Source organism: Pukyongiella litopenaei, from assembly GCF_003008555.2.
Classification (GTDB): domain Bacteria; phylum Pseudomonadota; class Alphaproteobacteria; order Rhodobacterales; family Rhodobacteraceae; genus Pukyongiella; species Pukyongiella litopenaei.
Genome location: NZ_CP027665.1, coordinates 2,342,557 through 2,364,120, shown reverse-complemented (window position 1 = coordinate 2,364,120; position 21,564 = coordinate 2,342,557). Strand labels below are relative to the sequence as shown.

The window sequence follows — 21,564 nt, the reverse complement described above, 5'->3', positions numbered from 1 at the left end:
GCATGTCACGACTCATCGTGTTCCGTATCGCGCAGGCGATCCCGGTGATGCTGGTGGTGGCGGTCCTAACCTTCCTGCTGATGCATATGCTGCCGGGCGACCCGGCAACGATCATCGCGGGCGACATGGCAGACAAAGATGCCATCGCGCAGGTCCGCCGCGACCTCGGGCTCGACCAGCCGGTTGCCGTGCAACTCTGGCTCTGGGTCACCAACCTGCTGCAGGGCGATTTCGGCAGATCACTGATGCTGAACCAGCCGGTGATCGAGGCCTTCTTCGAACGCCTGCCGGTCACACTTTCGCTCGCCCTCGTGGCCTTCATCATCACCATCCCCGTCGGCATCGTTCTGGGCGTCGTGGCAGCCGTATGGCGAGACACATGGGTCGACAGCGCGGTGATGGTGCTGGCTCTCGTCGGCGTGTCAGTTCCCAATTTCTGGATCGCGATCCTCTCGGTCATTCTCTTCTCGGTCACTCTGGGTTGGCTCCCCTCCGCCGGGTATGTGCCGTTGCACGAGGATTTCAGCCGCTGGCTCGCCTCTCTGATCCAGCCGGCCGTGGTGCTGGCACTGTTCCAGATCGGCTACCTTGCCCGGATGACCCGCTCGGCCATGCTGGAGGTGCTCGATCAGGATTACATCCGCACCGCCCGCGCCAAGGGGGTCTCGGTCCGCGTCACGATCATGAAGCACGCCTTCCGCAACACGCTGATGCAAGTGGTCACGGTCTCGGGCTACATCCTTTCGCTTCTGATCGGTGGTTCGGTGGTGATCGAGCAGATCTTTGCATTGCCGGGCATCGGACGGCTTCTAGTACAGGCGATCATGGCCCGGGACTATCCGGTGGTACAGGGAACCATGCTGCTGCTCGGCTTCGCCTTCGTCCTTATCAACATCGTGATCGACCTGATCTATGCCTATGTCGATCCTCGGGTCCGCTATGACTGACGCCGCGACGTCCTCGCCCCTCGTCGCAGATGACATCTCGCCGGGAGCCGCGCGCCGCCGCATCCTGTTGCGGCGCCTCTGGCGGCACCGGTCGTTTCGCATCGGCGCCGGGATCGTGCTGGTGATCGTGATACTGGCCGCTGCCGCACCGCTGGTAACGAACGGAGACCCGACCGCCATGTCGCTCCGGGAACGCTTCTCGCCTCCCTCGGCCACGCATCTTTTTGGCACCGACAATTTCGGGCGCGACATCTTTACCCGTGTTCTCTACGGCGCCCGGATATCGCTCTGGATAGGCTTCGCCTCGGCACTTCTGGCTGCGGCCGGCGGGGCGATGGTCGGCATGGCTTCGGCGTGGTTCCGCACGGCTGACGGCGTGATCATGCGAATTATGGATGCGCTTCTCGCGTTCCCCGCGATCCTGCTCGCCATCGGCATTAACGCAGCCCTTGGCCCACAGGTCTCGAGCGTCATCATCGCGCTGGCAGCCGCCTACGTCCCGCGAATGGCCCGAATCGTCCGCGCCTCGGCCCTGGTCATCCGCGAACTCGATTACGTCGATGCGGCGCGTGTCAGTGGTGCGGGCAGCGGACGGATCATTTTCAGGCATATTCTGCCGAACTGTCTCGCACCGCTGCTTGTCTCGTTCACCTTCGTGTTCGCCTACGCGATTCTCGCCGAAGCCGCGCTCTCTTTCCTCGGGATCGGCCCGCCACCACCGCAACCTTCCTGGGGCAACATCATCGCCGAAGGCCGCGACTACTCCGTCGAGGCCTGGTGGATCATGCTCTTCCCCGGCCTTGCAATCAGCCTCTCCGCTCTCGGCATCAACCTGCTCGGAGACGGTCTGCGCGACGTGCTCGACCCCCGGCTCAAGATCGAGGCATGACCATGCTGGATGTCAGGAACCTCACAGTCGATTTCCGGGTAGACAGCGGCTGGATACGCTCGGTAGACGACGTGAGCTTTTCTCTCGACACGAAATCGAGCCTCGGGATCGTGGGTGAGAGCGGGTCGGGCAAATCCGTTACCGCGCTGTCGATCCTGCGCCTGCATGCGGAACGGAACACGCGGATATCGGGACGGATCGACTTCGACGGACAACCCCTGCTGGAAATGCCCGAGAAGAAACTGCGCGAATTGCGCGGCCGCGACATCGCGATGATCTTTCAGGACCCGATGCATTCGCTGAATCCGGTTCTGAATATCGGTGAACAGATCGGCGAGACCTTGCAGATACATCAAAGGCTCGACGGCCCTGCCGCCGAGAAGGCCGCGATCTCACTGCTCGACATGGTGCGAATCCCGGATGCCAGGCGCCGGATCACCGATTATCCGCACCAGCTGTCGGGCGGGATGCGCCAGCGGGTGATGATCGCCATGGCCATCGCCTGCCGCCCTCGCCTCCTTATTGCCGACGAACCGACAACAGCCCTCGACGTCACCGTGCAGGCGCAGATCCTGGAGCTACTTCGGGACCTGCGAGAGGAAATCGGCATGTCCGTCATCCTGATTTCCCACGACCTTGGCCTCGTCGCCGAATTCGCCGAGCGGGTACTGGTGATGTATGCGGGCGAATTGGTCGAGGATGCCGACGCACGCACCATCTTCAGGCGTCCGGCTCATCCCTATTCCGAAGGCCTTCTTCGCGCAATCCCCTCTGCGGATCATGACACCGACAGACTTTTCGCCATTCCCGGCCGGATCCCCGATCCGGGCAATCGCCCGACCGGATGCAACTTCGCTCCGCGCTGTACGATGGCGCAGCCTTCTTGCTCTGCCGAACCGCCACCGCTGGAGAACTTCGCCTCCGACCACCGAATCCGCTGCCCCATCCGCATGGATGCGCGAGGGACCGTCACATGAAGGATCTCGAAACCACAGGCCCGATCATCCGCGTCCGCAACCTGAAGCGCGATTTTAGGGTGGGCTCCCGTGGCAAAGGCAAAGGCGTCCTTCGTGCCGTCAACGATGCCAGTTTCGATGTGATGCCGGGCGAAACGCTGGGGGTTGTGGGCGAAAGCGGCTCGGGCAAATCGACCATCGGGCGGATGCTCGTGGGACTGCTGCCTGCCACCGGGGGCGAGATCGAACTGTTCGGGGAGACGATCACCGGCTCCCATGGGAAACGGGCGCTGGCCAAGGTCCGGCACCGTTTGCAATTCGTCTTTCAGGATCCGCACGCGGCAATGAACCCTCGAATGCGGATCTCGGACGTGATTGCCGAGCCAATCGACATCCAGGGCGGCTGGTCCCGCAAAGATCGTGCCGACCGGGTGGCGGAACTTCTCGAACTCGTGGGCCTTTCGGCCAGCTTCGCGGACCGTTTCCCGCATGAATTCTCGGGCGGGCAAAGACAACGGATCGTGATCGCCCGGGCGCTGGCGCTCGATCCGGATTTCATCGTCTGCGACGAGGCCGTGGCCGCGCTCGATGTTTCTATGCAGGCGCAGGTGATCAACCTTCTGATGGATCTTCAGGATCGGCTGGGCCTGTCCTATCTGTTCATCGCCCACGACCTCGCCGTGGTGCGGGCCGTCTCGACCCGTATCGCAGTGCTCTACGCCGGTGAGATCGTCGAACTGGCCGAAAAGCGCGAACTCTACGAGAACCCGAAGCACCCCTATACACAAGCCCTCCTCGCCGCCATCCCACGTCCCGAGGTCAGCTCCCGCAAGCCGCCGATCCGTGGCGAAGTGCCGAGCATACTTGACCGGCCCGACGGCTGCACCCTCTGCCCGCGTTGCCCCATGGCCTTCGACCGCTGCAGGACAGCGGCCCCCGCCCTGCGCGAGGTAGCGCCGGGGCATCGCGTGGCCTGCCACCTCTACGATGGAGACTGAATCAATGACGGAACTCGCATGGCTGACCGCCGCACAAGCTGTGGCGATGTTCAAACGCAGAGAGATATCCCCGGTCGAATATCTCGACGCCCTGCTTGCCCGGGCCGAGGCGCAGGCGGACCGGCTGAACCCCTTCTCCTTCGTCGCCGCTGAACGGGCACGGGACGAGGCAAAAGCCGCGGAAGCCGCGTTGACGGGCGGGGATCTGGGGCCCTTGCACGGGCTGCCGGTCCACGTCAAGGACCTGCTCCGCACCGAGGGAATACCGACGGAATACGGCTCGGCGGTCCATGCAGGGAACATCCCGGAAAGCGACGACGTATTGGTCACCCGCCTGCGCAAGGCTGGAGCGGTGATCTTTGCGAAATCCCACACACCGGAATTCGGACACAAGGGTCAGACCGACGGACCACATTTCGGAACCACCCGCAACCCGTGGGATACCAGCCGCTATGCCGGTGGATCCTCTGGCGGAGCGGCCTGCGCGGTGGCCGCCGGGCTCGGCCCGCTCGGCCTCGGGACCGATGGCGCGGGTTCGATCCGGATCCCGGCAGCGGCCTGTGGAACCGTAGGGCTCAAACCCTCACCCGGCCTCTTTCCCTACCAGGAGGCGGTCGACGCCTTTTTCGGCTACGCCGCAGCCGGGCCGCTCTCCCGCACCGTCGAGGACGCGGCGCTGATGGTCGGTGCCCTCGCAGGGCCCGATCCCCTCGACCCCTGGTCGCTCGCCGCGCCGCCTCCAATCGCCACCCTGACCGGCGCGACACTGTACGGACTCCGCGTGGGCTTTATTGAAAGGTTCCACAACCGCCTGCTCTCGACCGAGGTCGCCGCCAATACCCGCGCCGTGCTGGACGCGCTGACCGCTCGTGGTGCGCATGTCGAGGAGGTAACCGACAAGATCGACTGGATCGAGTATGAAGGCCGGGTCATGTACCAAGCCAACATCGCCGTCGCAGGCGATCCTTATGTGCCAAAGTTCGGCGAGCAGATGGATCCGGTCTTCCTCGGCTTCATCGAGCGCGGCAGGGGTTTCAGCACCGATGAGTACCGCAGGGCCCAGATCGCCCGAACCCGGCTCTACCGCCGGGTTCAGAAACTCTTCAACCGCTACGATGTGATCGTGACGCCGACGGTGACCCGCACAGCCCTTGCCGCCGATTTCGATGCGCTGGACGGTCAAGTCATCGTCGAAGGCGAGGAGAACGGCCTGACCCGGGTTGGCATGTCGCCCTATTGCTATCCATTCAACCTGACCGGCAACCCGGCACTTGCCATCCCCTCCGGTTTTGCGTCGGATGGGCTGCCGACCTCGGTACAATTCGTCGGCCGCTGGTACGACGACATGAACCTTCTCGCCCTTGCCGCGATGATCGAGGAGGACAGACCGTGGGCCGGGAAAACCCCACCGGGTCTCTAATGGATCAGCGACGGCGGGTTTCGGCCTGAACCGCTGCGGCTTTCTCGTACTCCATCAGATGCTGGCGCAGATTCTTCCCGCCCTCCAACAGATCCATACGGATCGCTTCACGCAGCGTGTAGGCATCGCGCGCCCGAAGCGCATCGAGCACGTTAAGGTGCTGGTGCCGCTCGGAATAGGTCGGGTGGGCATTCGGGTAGAGTTCGCTGAGTAGCGGACCAATTCGGATCCAGAGGCCTTCGAGAACCTCTGTCAGGGTCGGCATACCGGACCGGGTATAGAGGCCGAAGTGAAAGTCAAAGTTCATCTGCAGCGCTGTTTGCCAGTCACCGTTTGCCTCTGCTGCCACCAGAGCCTTGTGGGTCGCGGCAAGTTCGTCGATCACCGTATCATCGATATGCGGCAACGCGCGCTCCGCAGCCAGAGGTTCGAGTTGCAGGCGAATATCGCGGATCTCGGTATATTCGGCGAATGTCAGGCGGCGAACTCGAATATAGTAGCGCGGCCGGATCTCGATGGCGCCCTCGTGGGCGAGCTGGAAGAGCGCTTCGCGCACCGGTGTCTCAGAGGTTCCCATCTGCTGAGCGAGGTTGCGCACCTTGAGGCGTTCATGCGGCTTCAATTCGGCCCGCATCAACGATTGTCGTAGCTTCGCATAAACGATCTCGGACAGCGACAAGGCGTCCTGCTCGGCCCCCGAATCTACCCTCACCTCGCCCATAGCTTCTCCGCCAACGCTCCAAATCGTTTTCGCCAGACTCACCGCATCGCGCGGCCAGATAAACGTTTCAAGTCCCTTCCTCCACCGGCAGACAGGTTTGTGCCTCCTCCCGGCGATCCGCCCTGCCGAACCCAGCTCACCCGCATGGAATCGGTCAATTGATACAGGTTTCGGCCTGGCCCCCTATTGATATATCATAAGAACGGCAGCGGGTAGAGATTTCGGAGGTTTTAGTCAGGTTTTCGACAAAATCCGTCATTGATACTTGATTGCACGCGGCATCTGATATATCAAATTCAGGGATTCGCAGCACAGCCGAAAGAGCGCCGATGACACATCGCTCCAACGTGAACTACGCGGTCCTTGAGGACCGGGCGAAGTTCATCCGCACTGAAACCGTCAGACTGACACGCATTGCCGGAGCGGGACATTACTCCTCTACCTTCTCCTGTGCAGAGATTCTCGCCGCGCTCTACTATGCCCAGATGCGGATCGAGCCCTCGAAACCGAACTGGCCCGACCGTGACCGCTTCGTCATGTCGAAGGGTCACGCCGCCATCGGCCTCTACCCCGTTCTCGCGGATCTGGGATATTTCGATCCATCGGAGCTCAACACCTACACGCGGCTCGGGTCGAATTATGGCGATCACCCGGACATGAAGAAGGTCCGCGGCCTCGACTTTTCCTCGGGCTCGCTTGGCCACGGGCTTTCGGTCGGCGTCGGTATGTCACTGTCCGGACGCCTTCAGGGGCGCGACTATCGGACCTACGTCATGCTGGGAGACGGCGAGATATCGGAAGGTCAGATCTGGGAGGCAGTGATCGCCGCCGGACATTTTCAGCTCGGCCACCTGGTGATCCTGCTCGACCGCAACGGTCTGTGCATCGACGGCCACACCGAGGACATCATGGGGATTGAACCGGTACATGAACGCTTCGCGGCCTTCGGCTGGGACGTCCAGCGCGTCGATGGCCACGACCTGCCCTCGGTAATGGGCGCCTTCGACAACCTGCCCGCTGGCACCACGGGCAAGCCGCAGGCCATCGTCTTCGACACAGTAAAGGGACGCGGGGTGAAGCGGATGGAGATGTCGCTCGACTGGCATGTCGGGAACCTCGTCGGCGAGGATTATGACGACGTCATGAAGGAACTCGAAGCCGGACTAATGCCCATCGAGCCGGAGCCCGCAGAATGACAACCGAGATGCAGAACGAGGCAGAGATCTTCCGCGGCACGACAGAGGGCGCGACGAGGTTCAAGGACCACCGCTCGGTGCGCGGCACACCGAAACAAGGCATGCCCGCCTTCGTGCTGGGCGAAGAACTGGCCGAGATGGCGAAGACCGATGAACGGATCGTCGTGGCCACCGCCGATCTCGCTTCAGCCAACCGAACCAACGACTTCAGGGACGTTCATCCCGAGCGTTTCTTTGATTTCGGCATTGCCGAAAAGAACATGATCACCGCCGCTGCCGGTATGGCTGCTTGCGGCCTCGTCCCTTATGTCGCCACCTTTGCAAGCTTCGCCGCTATCCTGGGTGCCGAACAGATTCGCACCGACTGCGCCTATCCGAAAATGCCGGTGCGGGTGATTGGAACACATTCGGGCATGTCGATGGGCTTCTACGGATCATCGCATCACGCGCTCGAGGATCTCGGGATGCTGCGGGTGATGGCCGACCTTACGGTGATCTGCGCGACCGACGCAAACCATCTGCGGGCGGTGCTGCGAAGATCCGTCGATCACCCTGGAGCGATGTACATCCGCCTTGGCCGGGGTCGCGACCCGCTGGTCTACGACACCATACCGGATGTGGAGATCGGCAAGGCGATCCGCCTGCGTGAAGGCAAGGATCTGACCATCATCGCCACCGGCAGCGAGGTGCGCGCGGCGCTCGATGCAGCCGAGGTGCTCGCCGCCGACGGCACTACGGTTCGCGTCGTCGATATGCATACGATCAGCCCGCTGGACCGATCCGAAATCGAGGCCGCAGCACGGGAGACCGGGGCGATCATGACGGTTGAGGAGCACAACATCACCGGTGGGCTCGGCAGCGCCGTGGCCGAGGTACTCGTGGACCTGCCCCGCCTGCCTTTCCTGAAACACGGCGTGCCCAACCGTTACGTCGAGGTCGGACCGCCTGCGGCGCTCTATGACAAATACCGGCTCGACGCCCCGGGCGTGACCGCTGTCGCTCGGGAGTTTGTCGCAACACATGGCTGAAGCCATCTTTCGACCAGCGAAAGATAGCCGAATAAATTGTGGTTAAATTCAGGCGTTGCGGTTCAGTCTTTCCTGGTCACCGTGGCGCAAATCTCTTTGCCTCGTCCATATTTTCTGCTGCATTTCTATAAGGTTAGCAGAGCTTGAGCCGAAGGATGAGGAAAAAAGTTTTCAGTTGCAGCATTCTATTTCCCTCACTAGGCTAAAATTAGCAATATAGATTTCAGAAAACAAGGATCCGACATGAGGAGCAATGCAAAGGACCGCGCCCTGCGCGAACGCGCGGCGCAGGTCATTCCCGGCGGCATGTACGGCCACCAGTCGACCATCCTCATGCCCGAGGGTTTCCCACAGTTCTTCACCCAGGCCGAGGGCACGCGAATCTCCGATGCCGATGGCAACACCTACATCGACTTCATGTGCGCCTTTGGGCCGAATCTGTTAGGCTATCAGCACCCCGAAATCATGACTGCGATCCAGCGCCAACAAACACAGATCGACACCTCGACGGGCCCTTCTCCGCTGATCGTCGATCTTGCCGAGGCCATGGTCGACATGATTTCGCACGCCGACTGGGCGATGTTCTGCAAGAACGGTTCGGACGCCACCACCATGGCGCTGATGATTAGCCGGGCCCACCGCGACAAACGCAAGGTTCTGGTCGCGACAAATGCCTACCACGGCTCGCTTCCCTGGAGCACGCCGCGCCCCGGCGGGGTGCTGGCAGAGGACCGCGCCCATCTCATCTATTTCGACTACAACGACCCGCAGGCTCTGACTGACGCGGTAAAGCAGGCCGGCAACGATCTCGCCGGCATTTTTGCTACGCCCTTCCGGCACGACACTTTCACCGATCAAACCCTCCCTGACGCCGAGTACGCCCATACCGCCCGAAGACTGGCTGACGAACATGACGCGCTCCTTGTTGTGGATGATGTACGCGCGGGATTCCGCATGGCTCGCGACTGCTCATGGGAAACCATAGGCGTCCGCCCGGACCTCTCGGCCTGGGGCAAGGTCCTGGGCAACGGCCAGCCGATTTCCGCATTGCTCGGCAACAACAGGGCGCGCGAGGCAGCCTCCAGAATCTTCGTTACCGGTTCCTACTGGTTTTCCGCCGTGCCTATGGCAGCAGCCCTCGAGACCGTGCGGATCATCCGCGAGACCGACTATCTCGACCACATTCAGAAGATCGGCGCCCTATTCCGAAACGGCCTCGTTGAGCAGGCGAAGGGATTCGGCTTCGACCTCCGCCACACCGGCCCAGAAACCCTGCCGATGGTCCTCTTCGACGACGATCCCGATTTCCGCCTCGGATACGCCTTCTGCGCCGCCGCGTTGAAGCGGGGCGTCTATCTCTCCCCCTACCATAACATGTTCATCAATGCGGCGATGACCGAAGCGGACATCGCCGAAACCCTCGAGGCGACGGGCGCCGCTTTCGAGGAGATCAAGCAGAACCGTGACAGTATCCAGCCATCGCAGCTTCTGATGGCCATGGCGGAGCAAAAGCGGCCGACAACCATGCGCCAATAGGGAGCAAACCAACGATGTCTTACCACCTACGCAGAAAAGGTCTCGCCGCCCTGATGATTGCCGGGAGCGCGCTGACCGCCCCACAACTTGTGGCACAGGAAAGCGATACGCTGGTAATCGCACGCTCAATGGACGTGAACTCGCTCGACCCGAGCCGCGCCTTCTGCGACACCTGCCAGTTCTACCTCACGGCAGTCTATGAAACGCTCGTGACACTCGCCCCGGACAACCAGTCACTGGTACCGAACCTCGCCGAAAGTTGGGAGATCAACGACGATTTCACTGAATTCACCTTCACCCTCAAGGACGCGACTTTCGCAGACGGCTCACCGGTCGAGGCCTCGGACGTGATCTGGACGTTCAACCGCCTGAAGAACGTAAAAGGGTCTCCCTCGTTTCTGATGGACGGGCTGACCGGCGCCGAGGCGCTGGACGCCAGGACGGTGAAATTCACCGTGGACGCGCCGAACTCGGAATTTCTCAACAAGGTTTCGGCGCCCTACACCGGCATCATCAATGCCGAACTGGCCGAGGCCAACGGCGCGATCTCCGACGAGAGTGCCGCCGAGGCGGACAAGGCAGAACCGTGGTTTCTCGCCAATTCCGCGGGTTCGGGCCCGTTCAAGCTGGCGACCTACTCGCCCGAGGCCGAATTGCGACTGGCCCGGAACGATGACTACTATGGCAAGACCCCAGCCTTCTCAGAAGTCGTCGTGACCCAGGTTCAGGACGCCGTCAGCCAGGCGCAGGCGCTTGAGACAGGGCAGGTCGACATTGCCATGCAAATCGACGCAGACACCGCGCAATCAATCCGCTCACCCGATGTCACGACCGAGGTCATACCCTCCTACAACTTTGTCTATATCGGCTTCATCCCGGGTGCGAAGGGCATGGACGACATACTGACCCCCGAGGTACGCGACGCCCTCGCCTCTGCAATCGACTACGACGGGATGCTCGATTTCACCGTCGGCGGCAACGGCAAGAAACAGGCCGCGCCCATTCCGAACGGCTTTCCGGGCACTGCCGGGCTGACCCCACGCACGCAGGACATCGAGAAGGCAAAGAAGGTGCTGGCCGATGCAGGCCTGTCCGACCTCAAGCTGGTTGCGGGATATCCCAACGACAACATCTACGGCGTCGACTTCAACATCATGATGCAGAAGGTTCAGCAGGATTTCGCCGCAATCGGGGTGGAACTGGAACTGAAGCCTCTAACCTGGGCTGTCTGGCGCGACGAATTGGGCGCGGGCGAATGGCCGGTGACCGCGATCTACTACGCCCCCGACTACTACGGCTCGGGCCAGTACATCGCCTATTTTGCCATGATCGAAGGTCACCCCTGGGTCGGTCGCGCCAGCGTCGGCAAGCCGGATCTGGTGGTGAACCCTGCCGAGTCCGATCTCTACGCCAAGGCGCTCGCCTCCTCGGGCGAGGAGGCCGAGGCCGCCTATCAGAAACTCGGCGAAGAAATGATGAAAGACGCGATCATTATCCCGCTCGTTTCCCCGAATCTCGTGCTGGCCTACCGGAATGACGTTTCCGGGGTAAGATACTCTGCCTGCTGCAACCTGCCGCTGGCCGAAATCTCACGGAACTGAGGACGGATGCTCGCCTACATCGTCAGACGGCTGATCGCTATTCCCTTTCTGCTGTTGGGCGTGGCGAGCGTCTCCTTTGTTCTCGCACAAATGACCAAGGGCGACCCGCTGGCCGCCCTTGTTCCCGAACGGATGATGTCGAACCCCGAGGTCGTCGCGGCGGTGAAGGCGCAGTGGGGCCTCGATCAGCCACTGCCTGTCCGCTATCTGACGTATATCGGCAATCTCCTGCACGGAGACCTCGGAACCTCCTTTGCCACCCGCCGCCCGGTCGTTGTCGATATTGCCGAACGCCTGCCGGCAACGTTGGAACTGGTGATCGCCGCGATGATCGTCGGGACCGCGCTCGGCCTGTCGCTGGGGCTCGTTTCGGCGCGTTTCCGAGGGACCGCAACGGATGGAATATCCCGCATCTTCGCTCTGGTGGGGTCTTCCCTTCCGATCTTCTGGTCGGGTCTCATCCTGCTCTACATCTTCTCGGTGCGTTTCCAGATTGTCCCGGGAACCGGCCGCCTGCCTCCCCGGGTGACCCCACCTGCGAACCATACCGGTTTCTACACGATCGACGCGCTCATTGCCGGAGACATCACTCTCTTCTGGCAGGCGCTGGCACATCTCGCGCTTCCCGCTTTTGTCCTGGGCTGGGCTGTCACCGGGATCATCACCCGGATCGTTCGCTCTTCTCTGATCGAGGGGCTGAGCCAGGACTACGCCCGCACCGCCCGAGCCAAGGGCGCTTCCGAGCGCACCGTACTCATTGGCCACGCATTGCCGAATGCGATGATCCCGTTACTCACGATCCTCGGTTTTACCTTCGCCTATCTGATCACCGGCGCGGTCCTGACCGAAGCGATATTTGCCTGGCCCGGCATCGGCTCCTATGCGGTGCGCGCTGCCGCCTCGCTTGATTATCCGGCCATCGGGGGAGTCACCATCGTGGGTTCCGTGGCCTTCCTGCTGGCAAACCTGCTGACCGATATCGCCTATGCCTGGGCGAACCCGCGGATCAAGGTGCACTGATATGGCGATGATGCCCCCAACCATCGCCAGGTTGCCCCGACGCCGCCGCTTCGGGGGCAGCCGCGACCTCTGGCATCGGTTGCCGGTCACCGCGAAGATCGGCGCGCTGATGCTGCTCTTCTGGATCGTCTCCGTCCTGACCGTCAGCGTCTGGCCGCTCGACGACCCGCTCGCCATGGTCGGCCGTCGCTTGCAGCCCCCATCCGCCGGACACTGGCTGGGCACCGATGCCCTCGGCCGCGACGTGTTTTCGCGGACAATGCACGGGGCGATCTGGTCAATCCCGATCGCTTTCCTGGTTGTGACCTGCGCGGTGGTGATCGGCTCCACCCTCGGTGCCTTGGCGGGCTTTTTCGGAGGCTGGTCCGACAGCATCATCATGCGGCTGGTCGACGTCACGGTCTCATTCCCGCCGATCCTGCTCGCCATGGCAGTGGCCGCCGTCCTCGGGCCGGGACTGGCCAACGCTTCGGTGGCCATGGTCATCGTCTGGTGGCCGATCTACGCCCGGCTGATGCGCGCACAGGTTCTCGAGAAACGCGAGAGCGAGCACGTCGAGGCCGCCGTCGCCGGTGGCGCCGGACGATTCCGCATCCTCGGCGTCCACATCCTCCCGCTATGCTGGGCGCCCACGCTCATCAACGCGACGATGGACTTCGGCCAGGTTGTCCTCCTCGCCGCCTCGCTCAGCTTCATCGGCCTCGGGGCAACACCACCGTCGCCGGAATGGGGATCGATGATCTCCGAGGGAGCCACCCGATTTTACTCCTGGTGGATTGCCTTCGGACCCGGCATGGCCATCCTTTCGGTCGTGCTCGCAACCTCATTCCTCGGTGACGGCTTGCGCGACGTCTTCGACAGGAGGAGCGCATGACCGTGCCCCTCCTCGACATTCGCGACCTGCGCATCTCGTTCCATGGTCCCGGCGGCACATGGGCCGATGCACTTTGCGGCATCGACCTGTCGCTCGAACCCGGCAAGGTACTCGGCATCGTGGGCGAGAGCGGATCCGGGAAGTCCATCGCGATGATGGCCTTCCTCCAGCTTCTGCCGCGCAGCGCCCGCGTGCAAGGCAGCGCCAGGTTCCGCGGCGAAGAGCTGATTGGCATGCCGGCCTCCCGTATCCGGCAGATCCGGGGCAAGGCGATCGGCTGCATCTTCCAGGACCCGCTGTCGGCCTTCAACCCGGTGAAGACGCTCGGCGACCAGGTGGCCGAAGCGATTCGGCTGCACGACCGCTCGATCTCGAAACGCGCGGCCCTGAAAGAAGCGGAACGACTCTTCGAACTGGTTGCGATCCCACAGCCCGCCCGCCGGGTCCGGCAGTACCCGCACGAGTTCTCCGGCGGTATGCGACAGCGGGCGATGATTGCCATGGCGTTGGCCAACAAGCCCGACCTGCTGATTGCGGACGAACCCACCACAGCGCTCGACGTAACGGTGCAGGCTCAGATCCTCGACCTTCTGAGTGACCTGCGGCAAGAATTCGGGATCGGCATGGTCCTGATCACCCATGACCTCGGCGTCGTTGCCGGTATCGCGGATGAAATCGCCGTCATGTATGGTGGCAGCGTGGTCGAGCGCGGCCCCGCCGACCCGATCTTCTACGAAACCTCGCATCCCTACACCGCCGGCCTGATCAGCGCTGTTCCCACGCTCGACGGCAGCGGGTCGCTGAAACAGATCGAGGGCACGCCCCCCTCCATCTTCTCGCGGCCCAAGGGTTGCGCCTTTCACCCGCGTTGCGGCCGTACAGGCGCCCCCTGCAGGGTCGAACCACCGCGCCTCGCACCACATGGCGCGACCGCCTGCGCCTGTCACTTCCCGCTGACGCCTGCCTCCGCGGCGGTCAATTCATGATACAGCCCGTACAGATCACTTGGCCCAACTGGATGATGTTCGTGTTGGGCAATCTCTCCAGGCATCCTGTTGTCACAACCGCACCAAATACGTTGGGGAAGGCAACCGGGTGGAACCGTGTCACTATTCCGTTGCAAGTCCACATCGCCGACCCGCCGCATAGGTTCGACAAGCTACGCAAGGCACTGAATGACGTGGTAAAGGACTTCACCGATCCGCACAAGAATACCGCTGCTGCACTTGTCGCCGCATTTCTCGACGGGAAACCCGCGTGACAGAAGCAGCCGAAACCACCACCCCTCCAGTCCTGTCCGTCCGCGACCTGGTCAAGGAATTCCCGCTGCGCAGCGGGATCTTCGGGCGGATCACCGGCGCGGTTCAGGCGGTTTCAGGTATCAGCTTCGACATCCGACCGGGAGAGACCTTCGGCCTCGTCGGCGAATCCGGTTGCGGCAAGTCCACCCTAGGACGCAGCATCCTGCGGCTGATCGAGCCGACCTCCGGTCAGGTGATACTTGCCGGCAAAGACGTGACCGGTGCCGATGAAACCGAATTGCGGCAACTCCGCTGCGAAATGCAGATCGTTTTCCAGGACCCAATGGCCTCGCTGCATCCCCGGATGACGATCCGTCAGATTCTCGAGGAGGGGCTTCGGCTGGCCAACCTGGACCGCCCCGCACTCGGCACCCGGATCCACGAGCTGATCGACATGGTACGCCTGCCCGCCGACACGGCGGACCGGTACCCGTTCGAATTGTCGGGCGGACAGCGCCAGCGCATCGGCATCGCCCGCGCCTTGTCGCTTCGACCAAAGCTGGTGGTGCTGGATGAACCCGTTTCCGCCCTTGATGTGTCGATCCAGGCCGGCGTTCTGAACCTGCTCGAGGAACTCCAGCGAGACCTGGGATGCGCCTATCTCTTCGTTGCCCACGATCTCGGCGTAGTGCGACACATCTCGCACCGCGTAGCGGTGATGTATCTCGGCAAGATCGTGGAACAGGCGCCCGTCGACATCCTCTTTTCACATCCCATGCATCCATACACCAAATCGCTCCTGTCAGCGATCCCGCGTCCTGACCCTCGGATCGAACGAACACGGCAGCGGATCGTCCTGAAAAGCGACCTCCCGTCACCAATTGAACCGCCGTCCGGCTGCCGGTTCCATACACGCTGCCCCGCTGCGACCGGGATCTGCCTGAGCGATGAGCCAAGGCTCCAGGCACCCGCCGAGGGCCGTGGCCTAGTAGCCTGCCATCATCCCGATATCCGATGATATGGGACCAAAATGGACCCATCTCGGAATGAAAGGGGTCCGTACCGCTCTTGCCGCGCAAAACCTGCGCCTATCCGGCGTGGAGCACATCACTATGGCAATGCATGCAATCGCGAGCAAAGCCCATCAAGGGAACTCTCGGGAAGGCGCTTTTTTCTTGTGCAGTGCTCCAATCTTGCGATCAAACGCCGGCCTGATCACCCCGCGAACGCCCGTCAGCGAATGTTGTCGAGAAATATTCCCGCCAACTGGACAGTTTGCAGATCATTTGACCCAACATGTGGGGGAAATGGCACCGGGTGCAGCATTCTCATTGCATATGTCGCTTGTTACATGAAAGGCAAAGGGCCGTCCGAATGGCCGCATTCAGAACAACAAACAATCGGAACGGAGGTACCCAATGACAATATTCCATCACCATGCGCCGCGTGTGGCCGCGCTTCTCGCCTCGGGCTCAATGCTGGCATCGGTGGCGACCGGGGCCCTGGCACAGGATTACGATGCGGACGCCATCATCAATATCGGTTCGCTCTACGAGGCGCAGAACCTCGACAATATCGCCGGCGTGCAGGGGGTTCACCAGGCGCTCTATGCCAACAGCTACGAGTCGCTGTTCCTGCTGAACGATGCCGGCCAGGTCGAAAACCTGCTGGCCACCGGCTACGAGGCCAGCGAGGACGGGCTGACCTATGCGTTCACGCTTCGTGACGGCGTGTCCTTCCATTCCGGCGACCCGCTGACCGCCGCGGACGTGAAGTTCTCGATCGAGCGCGTCGCGTCCGAGGTCTCCAAGAGCGCGCGCAAAAAAAGCCTGTCGAACATCGTGAACATCGAGACGCCGGACGACCTGACCGTGGTCATCACCCTGTCGTCGCCGTCGATCTCCCTGCCTTACAATCTCAGCTACATCTTCGTGCAGAACGACACCCATGAGGACTTTGCCAACAGCGTCGATGGCACCGGCCCCTACGAGCTCGAAAGCTTCCGGCGCGGCGCGTCCGTCGCGTTGACGCGCAACGACGATTACTGGGGCGAAGCGCCGACAAATGGCGGCATCACCTTCAACTATTTCACCGACGCCACCGCGCTGAGCAACGCGCTGCTGACCGGCGCGGTGGATGTCGTGACCGGCGTCGAAAGCCCGGACGCGCTTGCCCAGTTCAAGAACAACCCCGATTTCATCGTGACCGAGGGCGCCTCCACCACCAAGGAAGTGTTCGCGTTCAACGACCGCATCGAGCCGTTCAGCAACGTGACGGTCCGCAAGGCGGTCAGCCGGGCCATCAACAAGAAACGCCTGCTCAATTCGGTCTGGGGCGATTACGGCACGCTCATCGGGTCCTTCGTGCCGCCGACCGACCCGTGGTTCACCGATCTTACCGGGGTGGACGCCTATGACCCGGAAAGCGCGAAGGCGATGCTGGAAGAGGCCGGCTATGCCGACGGGTTCACCATGACCATCGACACGCCCAACGTGGACCCGCACCCGCTCGTGGCGCAGGCGCTGCAGGCGGATCTCTCCGAGGTCGGCATCACCGTGGACATCAATCTGATCACGGCGAACGAATGGTACACGAAAATCTACCAGTCGCATGATTTCGATGCCACGCTCATGGCCCATGTGAACCACCGCGATATCGGGTTCTACGGCATCCCGGATTTCTACTGGGGCTACAACAACCCCGAAGTCGTCGAACTGATCGCGAGCGCCGAAACCGCCGCCTCGGAAGACGAACAGGTGGCCAAGCTGGCCGAAGCCAACAAGATCATGGCGGAAGACGCGGCGTCAGTGTGGCTTTATCTCAATCCAAAGATCATCGTGTCCTCGGCGGATGTCACCGGCTATCCGGTGAACGGGCTGAACTCCCAGTTCTTCGGCTACGACATCCGCAAAGCTGACTGAGATCGGAGGCGGCGGAGGCCGTTCGCGCCCCTCCGCCCCCGTCCCCATCCGCAGGGAGAACTGCCATTCTTCTCTATTTGCTTCGACGCGCGGTGATCCTTTGTGTGTCCCTGCTCGTCGCGTTCATGGTTCTGTTCTTCCTCCTGAGGCTTCTGCCGGGCGATCCGTCCGCATCGCTGCTTTCGGTGGGGGCCAGCCCGGAACAGATCGCCGCCGCGCGGGCGCAGGTCGGATCGGATCTTCCGCTGGGGGAACAATTCGTCAAGTTCCTCACCGACATCTTTCGCCTCGACCTCGGCACGTCCTTCGTCAGCGGCGTGCCGGTCGCGGACGAAGTCGGCGAGCGCCTGTCGGTGACGCTCCCGCTCACGCTGATGGCCTTTGCGCTGGCGATCCTGATTTCTGTGCCGCTGGGCATCTTGTCGGCGGTGAAATCAGAACGCTGGTATGCCCAGGTCCTGTCCGTCGTCTCGCAGCTCGGGATCGCGGTGCCTGCCTTCTGGCTCGGCATCCTGCTGGTGCTCGTCTTTTCGATCAACCTGCGCTGGCTGCCCTCCGGCGGCTTCCCGACGCGCGGATGGGAGGAACCGCTGGACGCCGTCACAAAACTGATCCTGCCCGTCGTCACGGTGGCGCTGATCATGTCGGCCGCGCTCATGCGCTATGTCCGGGCGGCGACCTTCGACGTTCTGGGCAGCGACTATTTGCGCACCGCGCGCGCGATGGGGGACAGCTTTGCCGGCGCCCTACGGCGGCACGGGCTACGCAACGGCGCCATTCCGGTCATTTCCATTCTCGGCATCGAGCTTGGCTCGGCCTTTCTCGGCGCGGTCGTGATCGAACGGGTGTTCACCCTTCCCGGTCTCGGGTCGATGCTGCTCCTCGCCATCGAGCAGCGCGACTATCCGAACATCCAGGGCGTGCTGCTGCTCTCGACCCTGCTGGTTCTGGTCGTCGGGTTCATCGCGGACATCCTGCAACGCCTCGTCGATCCGCGCCTGCGCAGCGAAAGGGCCAGGATATGAGCGAAACCACGACCATCGCGCCCGCACAGCGCAAGCCCGCGAAATCCAGGTCGGCCATCTTCGCGATCGGCCTGATCCTGGTCGGCCTGCATGTCGCGATCGCGCTCACGACAGTTTTCTGGACGCCCTATGGCGCGATGGAAACCGCAGGCATGCGCCTCGAAGCCCCCTCGGCGGCGCATTGGCTGGGCACGGACCGGCTGGGGCGCGATTTCCTGACCCTCGTGATGATCGGTTCGCGCATCGCGCTCATCGTCGGCATCGGCGCCGTCGGCATCGGCGCCGCCATCGGCGTCGTTCTCGGCCTTCTTGCCGCGTTCGCGACGAAGTTCCTGGACGATGTCCTGGCCGCGATGCTCGACATCCTGATCGCCTTTCCGGTGCTGCTGCTGGCGATGCTGGTCGTCGCCGCCAGCAGCGAGGCCAGCCTCTGGACCGCGACGCTTGCGCTGGGCATCGCCATGTCCGCGATCGTCGCCCGGCTGACGCGCATCCTGGTGAAACGGGTTCTTCAGAACGATTTCGTGACCGCCGCCCGCACCTCGGGATCGGCCTGGCCGTCGATCGTGCTGCGGCACATCCTGCCGAATATCTGGCCGACGCTGATCGTGAATTTCGCGCTGCAATTCGGCATCGCGATCATCGCCGAGGCCTCGCTGTCCTATCTGGGTCTCGGCGCCCCGCTGCCGAACGCCTCGTGGGGCCGGTTACTGCAGGAAGCACAGGGAACGGTCTATACGGCGCCCCTTGGCGCCATCGCGCCGGGCATCGCGCTGGTGTCGCTGGTGATCGGGGCCAACCTGCTGGCCGATGGCATGCGCGAACTGCGTGACCCGACGCGGAGTACGCAGCGATGAACGACCTCCTGACCGTCGATCACCTGAGCATCACCCACCGCGGCGAAACCCTCGTCGATGACGTGTCCTTTGCCATCCCGCCGGGCGGCCGCATGGGGCTGATCGGGGAAAGCGGTTCGGGCAAATCCCTGTCGGCGCTGGCGATTACCGGCCTCTTGCCGCCGGCCATGACCTCGACCGGGTCGGTCGTGCTGGCAGGCCGGCAGGTCGTCGGCACGCCCGACCGCAAGCTGGACAGGATGCGCGGGAACGACGTGGCGGTGGTGTTCCAGGAACCGCTGACGGCGCTGGACCCGCTGATGCGCGTGCGCGACCAGATCGCGCTCCCGCTAAAGCGCCGGTTGCGGCGCGAAGGCGCGGCGATGGACCGTGGCAGCATCGACGCGGAAATCCTTGCGCTTCTCGAACAGGTCAGGCTGCCGCATCCGGACGAGCTCATGCATGCCTATCCGCACCAAATGTCGGGCGGTCAGCGCCAGCGGATCGCCATCGCAATGGCGGCGGCCTGCCGCCCGCGCCTGCTGATCGCGGACGAACCGACCACCGCGCTGGACGTGACGACGCAGGCCGAGGTTCTCGGTCTTCTCGACAGCCTGGTGCGCGATCTCGGGATGGCGCTTCTGTTCATCAGCCACGATCTGCCCGTGGTGGCCTCGATCGTCGATGAGGTCACGGTCCTGAGGCTCGGGAAGATCGTCGAACAAGGCAGCGTGCGCTCGGTCTTCTCGTCGCCGGGGCATGACTATACGCAAAGCCTGTTGCAGGCGGCCAAGACCTTCGACGACCATCTGGGGGACAGGGCATGAGCCTGCTTGAGTTGCGGAATGTCGATTTTTCCTACAGCGCGAACCGCCAGATCCTTCACGACATCAACCTGACCGTGACAGCCGGGCGCTCGGTCGGGCTGGTCGGCGAATCCGGTTCCGGCAAATCCACGATCATCAAGCAGGTGCTCGGCCTTGCCCGGCCGACCTCGGGTGACATCCTCTTTGAAGGCGCGCCTCTCGACCTGGGCCGCCGGTCGTTCCTGCGCGGATACAGGCGTTCGGTGCAACCTGTCTACCAGGATCCCTATTCGTCGCTCGATCCGCGCCAGAAGGTCGGTTCGATCATCGCCGAACCCCTGCGCGCGCTCGGCATCCCCGGCGACCGGTCGCAGAAGGTCGCCGAGGCGCTGGCCTCGGTCGGACTGCCCGCGGACGCGGCCGACCGCTATCCGCACGCGTTTTCCGGCGGTCAGAGACAACGGATCGCCATTGCCCGTGCCATCGTGCCGGGCCCGAAACTGCTGCTGGCCGACGAGGCGGTCAGCGCGCTCGACCTGTCCACGCGCGTCCTGATCGTCGATCTGTTCAAGGAGCTTGCCGCAAGCATGACCCTGCTTTTCGTCTCCCACGACATCGGCGTCGTCGCCGCGCTCTGCGACGACATCATGATCCTGGACCGGGGTCGGATCGTGGAATCGGGTCCGACCGCAGGCATCCTGGCCAATCCGCAGCACGGCTATACCCGGAAACTCCTCGGCAGCATTCCCCGCATGCCCGCGTGGATGTGAGAGAGCCCCTCGGAAGCCATCTCCCTCGTCGAATGCCCTGCTGTCGACGCGGCACTCCATGACCAGTGCGGCCTTGGCACCATCTTGCTGTGCATTCGGGAGGACAGACTGTGACCGATGTTCCGCTTACGGATGCACCCCTTCGGGCCATCCGCGAAAGATGGCGTTTCTAGCGCCAACCTATCGCCGGGCGGGGGTATCGTTTGTGGTCGAGATCGGCAGGTTGTTGCCCGTCTTTACCCGATCCATGACCACCAGCGAGGTATAGGCGTCAATGTCTTCACGGCCATAGAAGAACTCGCGCGTGAATTCCTCGTATCCGGCCATGCTGACCGCAGATACCGTCAGCAGAAAGTCGAACGCGCCCGTCACATAATAGCCGGACAATATCTCGGGGCGGGACCTGATCTCGGCCTTGAACCGGTCGACCGTTTCCACGCTGGCCACGGCGAGGGTTACCATGACCAGCACCAGGATAGGTCGACCGACCGCTTCGGGATTGATGATCGCGACATCGGCTTCGATGAAGCCCGCATCGCGCAGCCGCGCCAGGCGCCGCTGACAGGCGGTTGGCGACAGCCCGACCGCGTCCGACAGTTCCTCTGATGTCAATCGGTTGTTTTTCTGAACTGCCAGCAGGAGCTTGGCATCAATCCGATCCATATCCAGGCATTCTTTCGTTTGCGGCCGGGTTTTCGGTTCTGGCCCGCATTCCTGATCGGTCACGGGCGCGCAGTCAAGAGTTTGATCAAATTCCTGCCCGTCGCACCGCCGGTCAT

General features: G+C 62.7%; 21 protein-coding genes. 19 read left to right on the top strand and 2 right to left on the bottom strand.

The features are described 5' to 3' along the window. Window positions 1-2: 2 nt before the first annotated feature. From C6Y53_RS11760 to C6Y53_RS11740, 5 genes are read left to right on the top strand one after another with little or no spacing between them, the layout of a single operon-like run. The gene (locus C6Y53_RS11760) at window positions 3-947 is read left to right on the top strand and encodes an ABC transporter permease (protein WP_211299371.1); all 945 of its coding nucleotides are present in this window, start codon (window positions 3-5) and stop codon (window positions 945-947) included. Further along, the gene (locus C6Y53_RS11755) at window positions 940-1,836 is read left to right on the top strand and encodes an ABC transporter permease (protein ID WP_106474068.1); all 897 of its coding nucleotides are present in this window, start codon (window positions 940-942) and stop codon (window positions 1,834-1,836) included. Before C6Y53_RS11760 ends, C6Y53_RS11755 begins: the two co-directional genes overlap by 8 nt. Further along, on the top strand, window positions 1,833-2,813 hold the full coding sequence (locus C6Y53_RS11750) for an ABC transporter ATP-binding protein (RefSeq protein WP_106472596.1): 981 nt from the start codon (window positions 1,833-1,835) through the stop codon (window positions 2,811-2,813). Before C6Y53_RS11755 ends, C6Y53_RS11750 begins: the two co-directional genes overlap by 4 nt. Beyond that, window positions 2,810-3,790, top strand: a complete 981-nt coding sequence (locus C6Y53_RS11745) for an ABC transporter ATP-binding protein (protein ID WP_106472595.1) — start codon at window positions 2,810-2,812, stop codon at window positions 3,788-3,790. Before C6Y53_RS11750 ends, C6Y53_RS11745 begins: the two co-directional genes overlap by 4 nt. Before the next feature lie 4 nt (window positions 3,791-3,794). After that, window positions 3,795-5,210 (top strand): amidase, encoded by a 1,416-nt coding sequence (locus C6Y53_RS11740; RefSeq protein WP_106472594.1) that lies wholly within the window; start codon window positions 3,795-3,797, stop codon window positions 5,208-5,210. A gap of 4 nt (window positions 5,211-5,214) precedes the next feature. On the opposite strand, the gene C6Y53_RS11735 is transcribed toward C6Y53_RS11740, so the two are convergent. After that, entirely contained in the window at window positions 5,215-5,931 is a 717-nt protein-coding gene (locus C6Y53_RS11735) for a GntR family transcriptional regulator (RefSeq protein ID WP_106472593.1), read from the bottom strand. 329 nt (window positions 5,932-6,260) lie between these two features. On the opposite strand from C6Y53_RS11735, the gene C6Y53_RS11730 reads away from it, so the two are divergent. The 14 genes from C6Y53_RS11730 to C6Y53_RS11665 all read left to right on the top strand — a co-directional run bounded on the left by C6Y53_RS11730 (window position 6,261) and on the right by C6Y53_RS11665 (window position 20,785). Next, a complete protein-coding gene (locus C6Y53_RS11730) occupies window positions 6,261-7,127 on the top strand; it encodes a transketolase (protein ID WP_106472592.1) in 867 nt (288 codons plus the stop codon). Next, window positions 7,124-8,155 carry a transketolase family protein gene (locus tag C6Y53_RS11725; protein ID WP_106472591.1) on the top strand — a complete coding sequence of 344 codons (1,032 nt, stop codon included), beginning with the start codon at window positions 7,124-7,126 and terminating at the stop codon, window positions 8,153-8,155. Before C6Y53_RS11730 ends, C6Y53_RS11725 begins: the two co-directional genes overlap by 4 nt. A gap of 243 nt (window positions 8,156-8,398) precedes the next feature. After that, window positions 8,399-9,691 carry an aminotransferase class III-fold pyridoxal phosphate-dependent enzyme gene (locus C6Y53_RS11720; protein WP_106472590.1) on the top strand — a complete coding sequence of 431 codons (1,293 nt, stop codon included), beginning with the start codon at window positions 8,399-8,401 and terminating at the stop codon, window positions 9,689-9,691. A 14-nt stretch (window positions 9,692-9,705) separates the two neighbouring features. Continuing rightward, window positions 9,706-11,292 carry an ABC transporter substrate-binding protein gene (locus C6Y53_RS11715; RefSeq protein ID WP_106472589.1) on the top strand — a complete coding sequence of 529 codons (1,587 nt, stop codon included), beginning with the start codon at window positions 9,706-9,708 and terminating at the stop codon, window positions 11,290-11,292. A gap of 6 nt (window positions 11,293-11,298) precedes the next feature. Further along, on the top strand, window positions 11,299-12,312 hold the full coding sequence (locus C6Y53_RS11710) for an ABC transporter permease (protein WP_106472588.1): 1,014 nt from the start codon (window positions 11,299-11,301) through the stop codon (window positions 12,310-12,312). Window position 12,313: 1 nt separating this feature from the next. Continuing rightward, a complete protein-coding gene (locus C6Y53_RS11705) occupies window positions 12,314-13,186 on the top strand; it encodes an ABC transporter permease (RefSeq protein ID WP_211299370.1) in 873 nt (290 codons plus the stop codon). Further along, a complete protein-coding gene (locus C6Y53_RS11700) occupies window positions 13,183-14,172 on the top strand; it encodes an ABC transporter ATP-binding protein (protein WP_106472587.1) in 990 nt (329 codons plus the stop codon). Before C6Y53_RS11705 ends, C6Y53_RS11700 begins: the two co-directional genes overlap by 4 nt. Then, window positions 14,169-14,447 carry a hypothetical protein gene (locus C6Y53_RS11695; RefSeq protein WP_106472586.1) on the top strand — a complete coding sequence of 93 codons (279 nt, stop codon included), beginning with the start codon at window positions 14,169-14,171 and terminating at the stop codon, window positions 14,445-14,447. Before C6Y53_RS11700 ends, C6Y53_RS11695 begins: the two co-directional genes overlap by 4 nt. Then, on the top strand, window positions 14,444-15,445 hold the full coding sequence (locus tag C6Y53_RS11690) for an ABC transporter ATP-binding protein (protein ID WP_244614820.1): 1,002 nt from the start codon (window positions 14,444-14,446) through the stop codon (window positions 15,443-15,445). Before C6Y53_RS11695 ends, C6Y53_RS11690 begins: the two co-directional genes overlap by 4 nt. A 400-nt stretch (window positions 15,446-15,845) precedes the next feature. Further along, window positions 15,846-17,348, top strand: coding sequence for an ABC transporter substrate-binding protein (locus C6Y53_RS11685; protein ID WP_106472584.1), 1,503 nt, complete (start codon window positions 15,846-15,848; stop codon window positions 17,346-17,348). Window positions 17,349-17,452: 104 nt separating this feature from the next. Next, the gene (locus C6Y53_RS11680) at window positions 17,453-18,373 is read left to right on the top strand and encodes an ABC transporter permease (protein WP_244614819.1); all 921 of its coding nucleotides are present in this window, start codon (window positions 17,453-17,455) and stop codon (window positions 18,371-18,373) included. Further along, on the top strand, window positions 18,370-19,230 hold the full coding sequence (locus C6Y53_RS11675; protein ID WP_106472582.1) for an ABC transporter permease: 861 nt from the start codon (window positions 18,370-18,372) through the stop codon (window positions 19,228-19,230). The genes C6Y53_RS11680 and C6Y53_RS11675 overlap by 4 nt, the downstream gene beginning before the upstream one ends. Then, window positions 19,227-20,036 (top strand): ATP-binding cassette domain-containing protein, encoded by an 810-nt coding sequence (locus C6Y53_RS11670; protein WP_106472581.1) that lies wholly within the window; start codon window positions 19,227-19,229, stop codon window positions 20,034-20,036. The genes C6Y53_RS11675 and C6Y53_RS11670 overlap by 4 nt, the downstream gene beginning before the upstream one ends. Then, window positions 20,033-20,785, top strand: coding sequence for an ABC transporter ATP-binding protein (locus tag C6Y53_RS11665; protein ID WP_106472580.1), 753 nt, complete (start codon window positions 20,033-20,035; stop codon window positions 20,783-20,785). Before C6Y53_RS11670 ends, C6Y53_RS11665 begins: the two co-directional genes overlap by 4 nt. Window positions 20,786-20,965: 180 nt before the next feature. Here C6Y53_RS11665 and C6Y53_RS11660 read toward each other — a convergent pair whose 3' ends face one another. After that, window positions 20,966-21,448: an Lrp/AsnC family transcriptional regulator gene (locus tag C6Y53_RS11660; RefSeq protein ID WP_106474066.1), complete on the bottom strand. Its 483-nt coding sequence runs from the start codon at window positions 21,446-21,448 to the stop codon at window positions 20,966-20,968. Between the last annotated feature and the right edge of the window lie 116 nt (window positions 21,449-21,564).

Excerpts from the sequence above, each read along its gene's own strand:
- C6Y53_RS11760 (WP_211299371.1), top strand. The coding sequence starts at position 3 with ATGTCACGACTCATCGTGTTCCGTATCGCGCAGGCGATCCCGGTGATG.
- C6Y53_RS11755 (WP_106474068.1), top strand. The coding sequence starts at position 940 with ATGACTGACGCCGCGACGTCCTCGCCCCTCGTCGCAGATGACATCTCG.
- C6Y53_RS11750 (WP_106472596.1), top strand. The coding sequence starts at position 1,833 with ATGACCATGCTGGATGTCAGGAACCTCACAGTCGATTTCCGGGTAGAC.
- C6Y53_RS11745 (WP_106472595.1), top strand. The coding sequence starts at position 2,810 with ATGAAGGATCTCGAAACCACAGGCCCGATCATCCGCGTCCGCAACCTG.
- C6Y53_RS11740 (WP_106472594.1), top strand. The coding sequence starts at position 3,795 with ATGACGGAACTCGCATGGCTGACCGCCGCACAAGCTGTGGCGATGTTC.
- C6Y53_RS11735 (WP_106472593.1), bottom strand. The coding sequence starts at position 5,931 with ATGGGCGAGGTGAGGGTAGATTCGGGGGCCGAGCAGGACGCCTTGTCG.
- C6Y53_RS11730 (WP_106472592.1), top strand. The coding sequence starts at position 6,261 with ATGACACATCGCTCCAACGTGAACTACGCGGTCCTTGAGGACCGGGCG.
- C6Y53_RS11725 (WP_106472591.1), top strand. The coding sequence starts at position 7,124 with ATGACAACCGAGATGCAGAACGAGGCAGAGATCTTCCGCGGCACGACA.
- C6Y53_RS11720 (WP_106472590.1), top strand. The coding sequence starts at position 8,399 with ATGAGGAGCAATGCAAAGGACCGCGCCCTGCGCGAACGCGCGGCGCAG.
- C6Y53_RS11715 (WP_106472589.1), top strand. The coding sequence starts at position 9,706 with ATGTCTTACCACCTACGCAGAAAAGGTCTCGCCGCCCTGATGATTGCC.
- C6Y53_RS11710 (WP_106472588.1), top strand. The coding sequence starts at position 11,299 with ATGCTCGCCTACATCGTCAGACGGCTGATCGCTATTCCCTTTCTGCTG.
- C6Y53_RS11705 (WP_211299370.1), top strand. The coding sequence starts at position 12,314 with ATGGCGATGATGCCCCCAACCATCGCCAGGTTGCCCCGACGCCGCCGC.
- C6Y53_RS11700 (WP_106472587.1), top strand. The coding sequence starts at position 13,183 with ATGACCGTGCCCCTCCTCGACATTCGCGACCTGCGCATCTCGTTCCAT.
- C6Y53_RS11695 (WP_106472586.1), top strand. The coding sequence starts at position 14,169 with ATGATACAGCCCGTACAGATCACTTGGCCCAACTGGATGATGTTCGTG.
- C6Y53_RS11685 (WP_106472584.1), top strand. The coding sequence starts at position 15,846 with ATGACAATATTCCATCACCATGCGCCGCGTGTGGCCGCGCTTCTCGCC.
- C6Y53_RS11675 (WP_106472582.1), top strand. The coding sequence starts at position 18,370 with ATGAGCGAAACCACGACCATCGCGCCCGCACAGCGCAAGCCCGCGAAA.
- C6Y53_RS11670 (WP_106472581.1), top strand. The coding sequence starts at position 19,227 with ATGAACGACCTCCTGACCGTCGATCACCTGAGCATCACCCACCGCGGC.
- C6Y53_RS11665 (WP_106472580.1), top strand. The coding sequence starts at position 20,033 with ATGAGCCTGCTTGAGTTGCGGAATGTCGATTTTTCCTACAGCGCGAAC.
- C6Y53_RS11660 (WP_106474066.1), bottom strand. The coding sequence starts at position 21,448 with ATGGATCGGATTGATGCCAAGCTCCTGCTGGCAGTTCAGAAAAACAAC.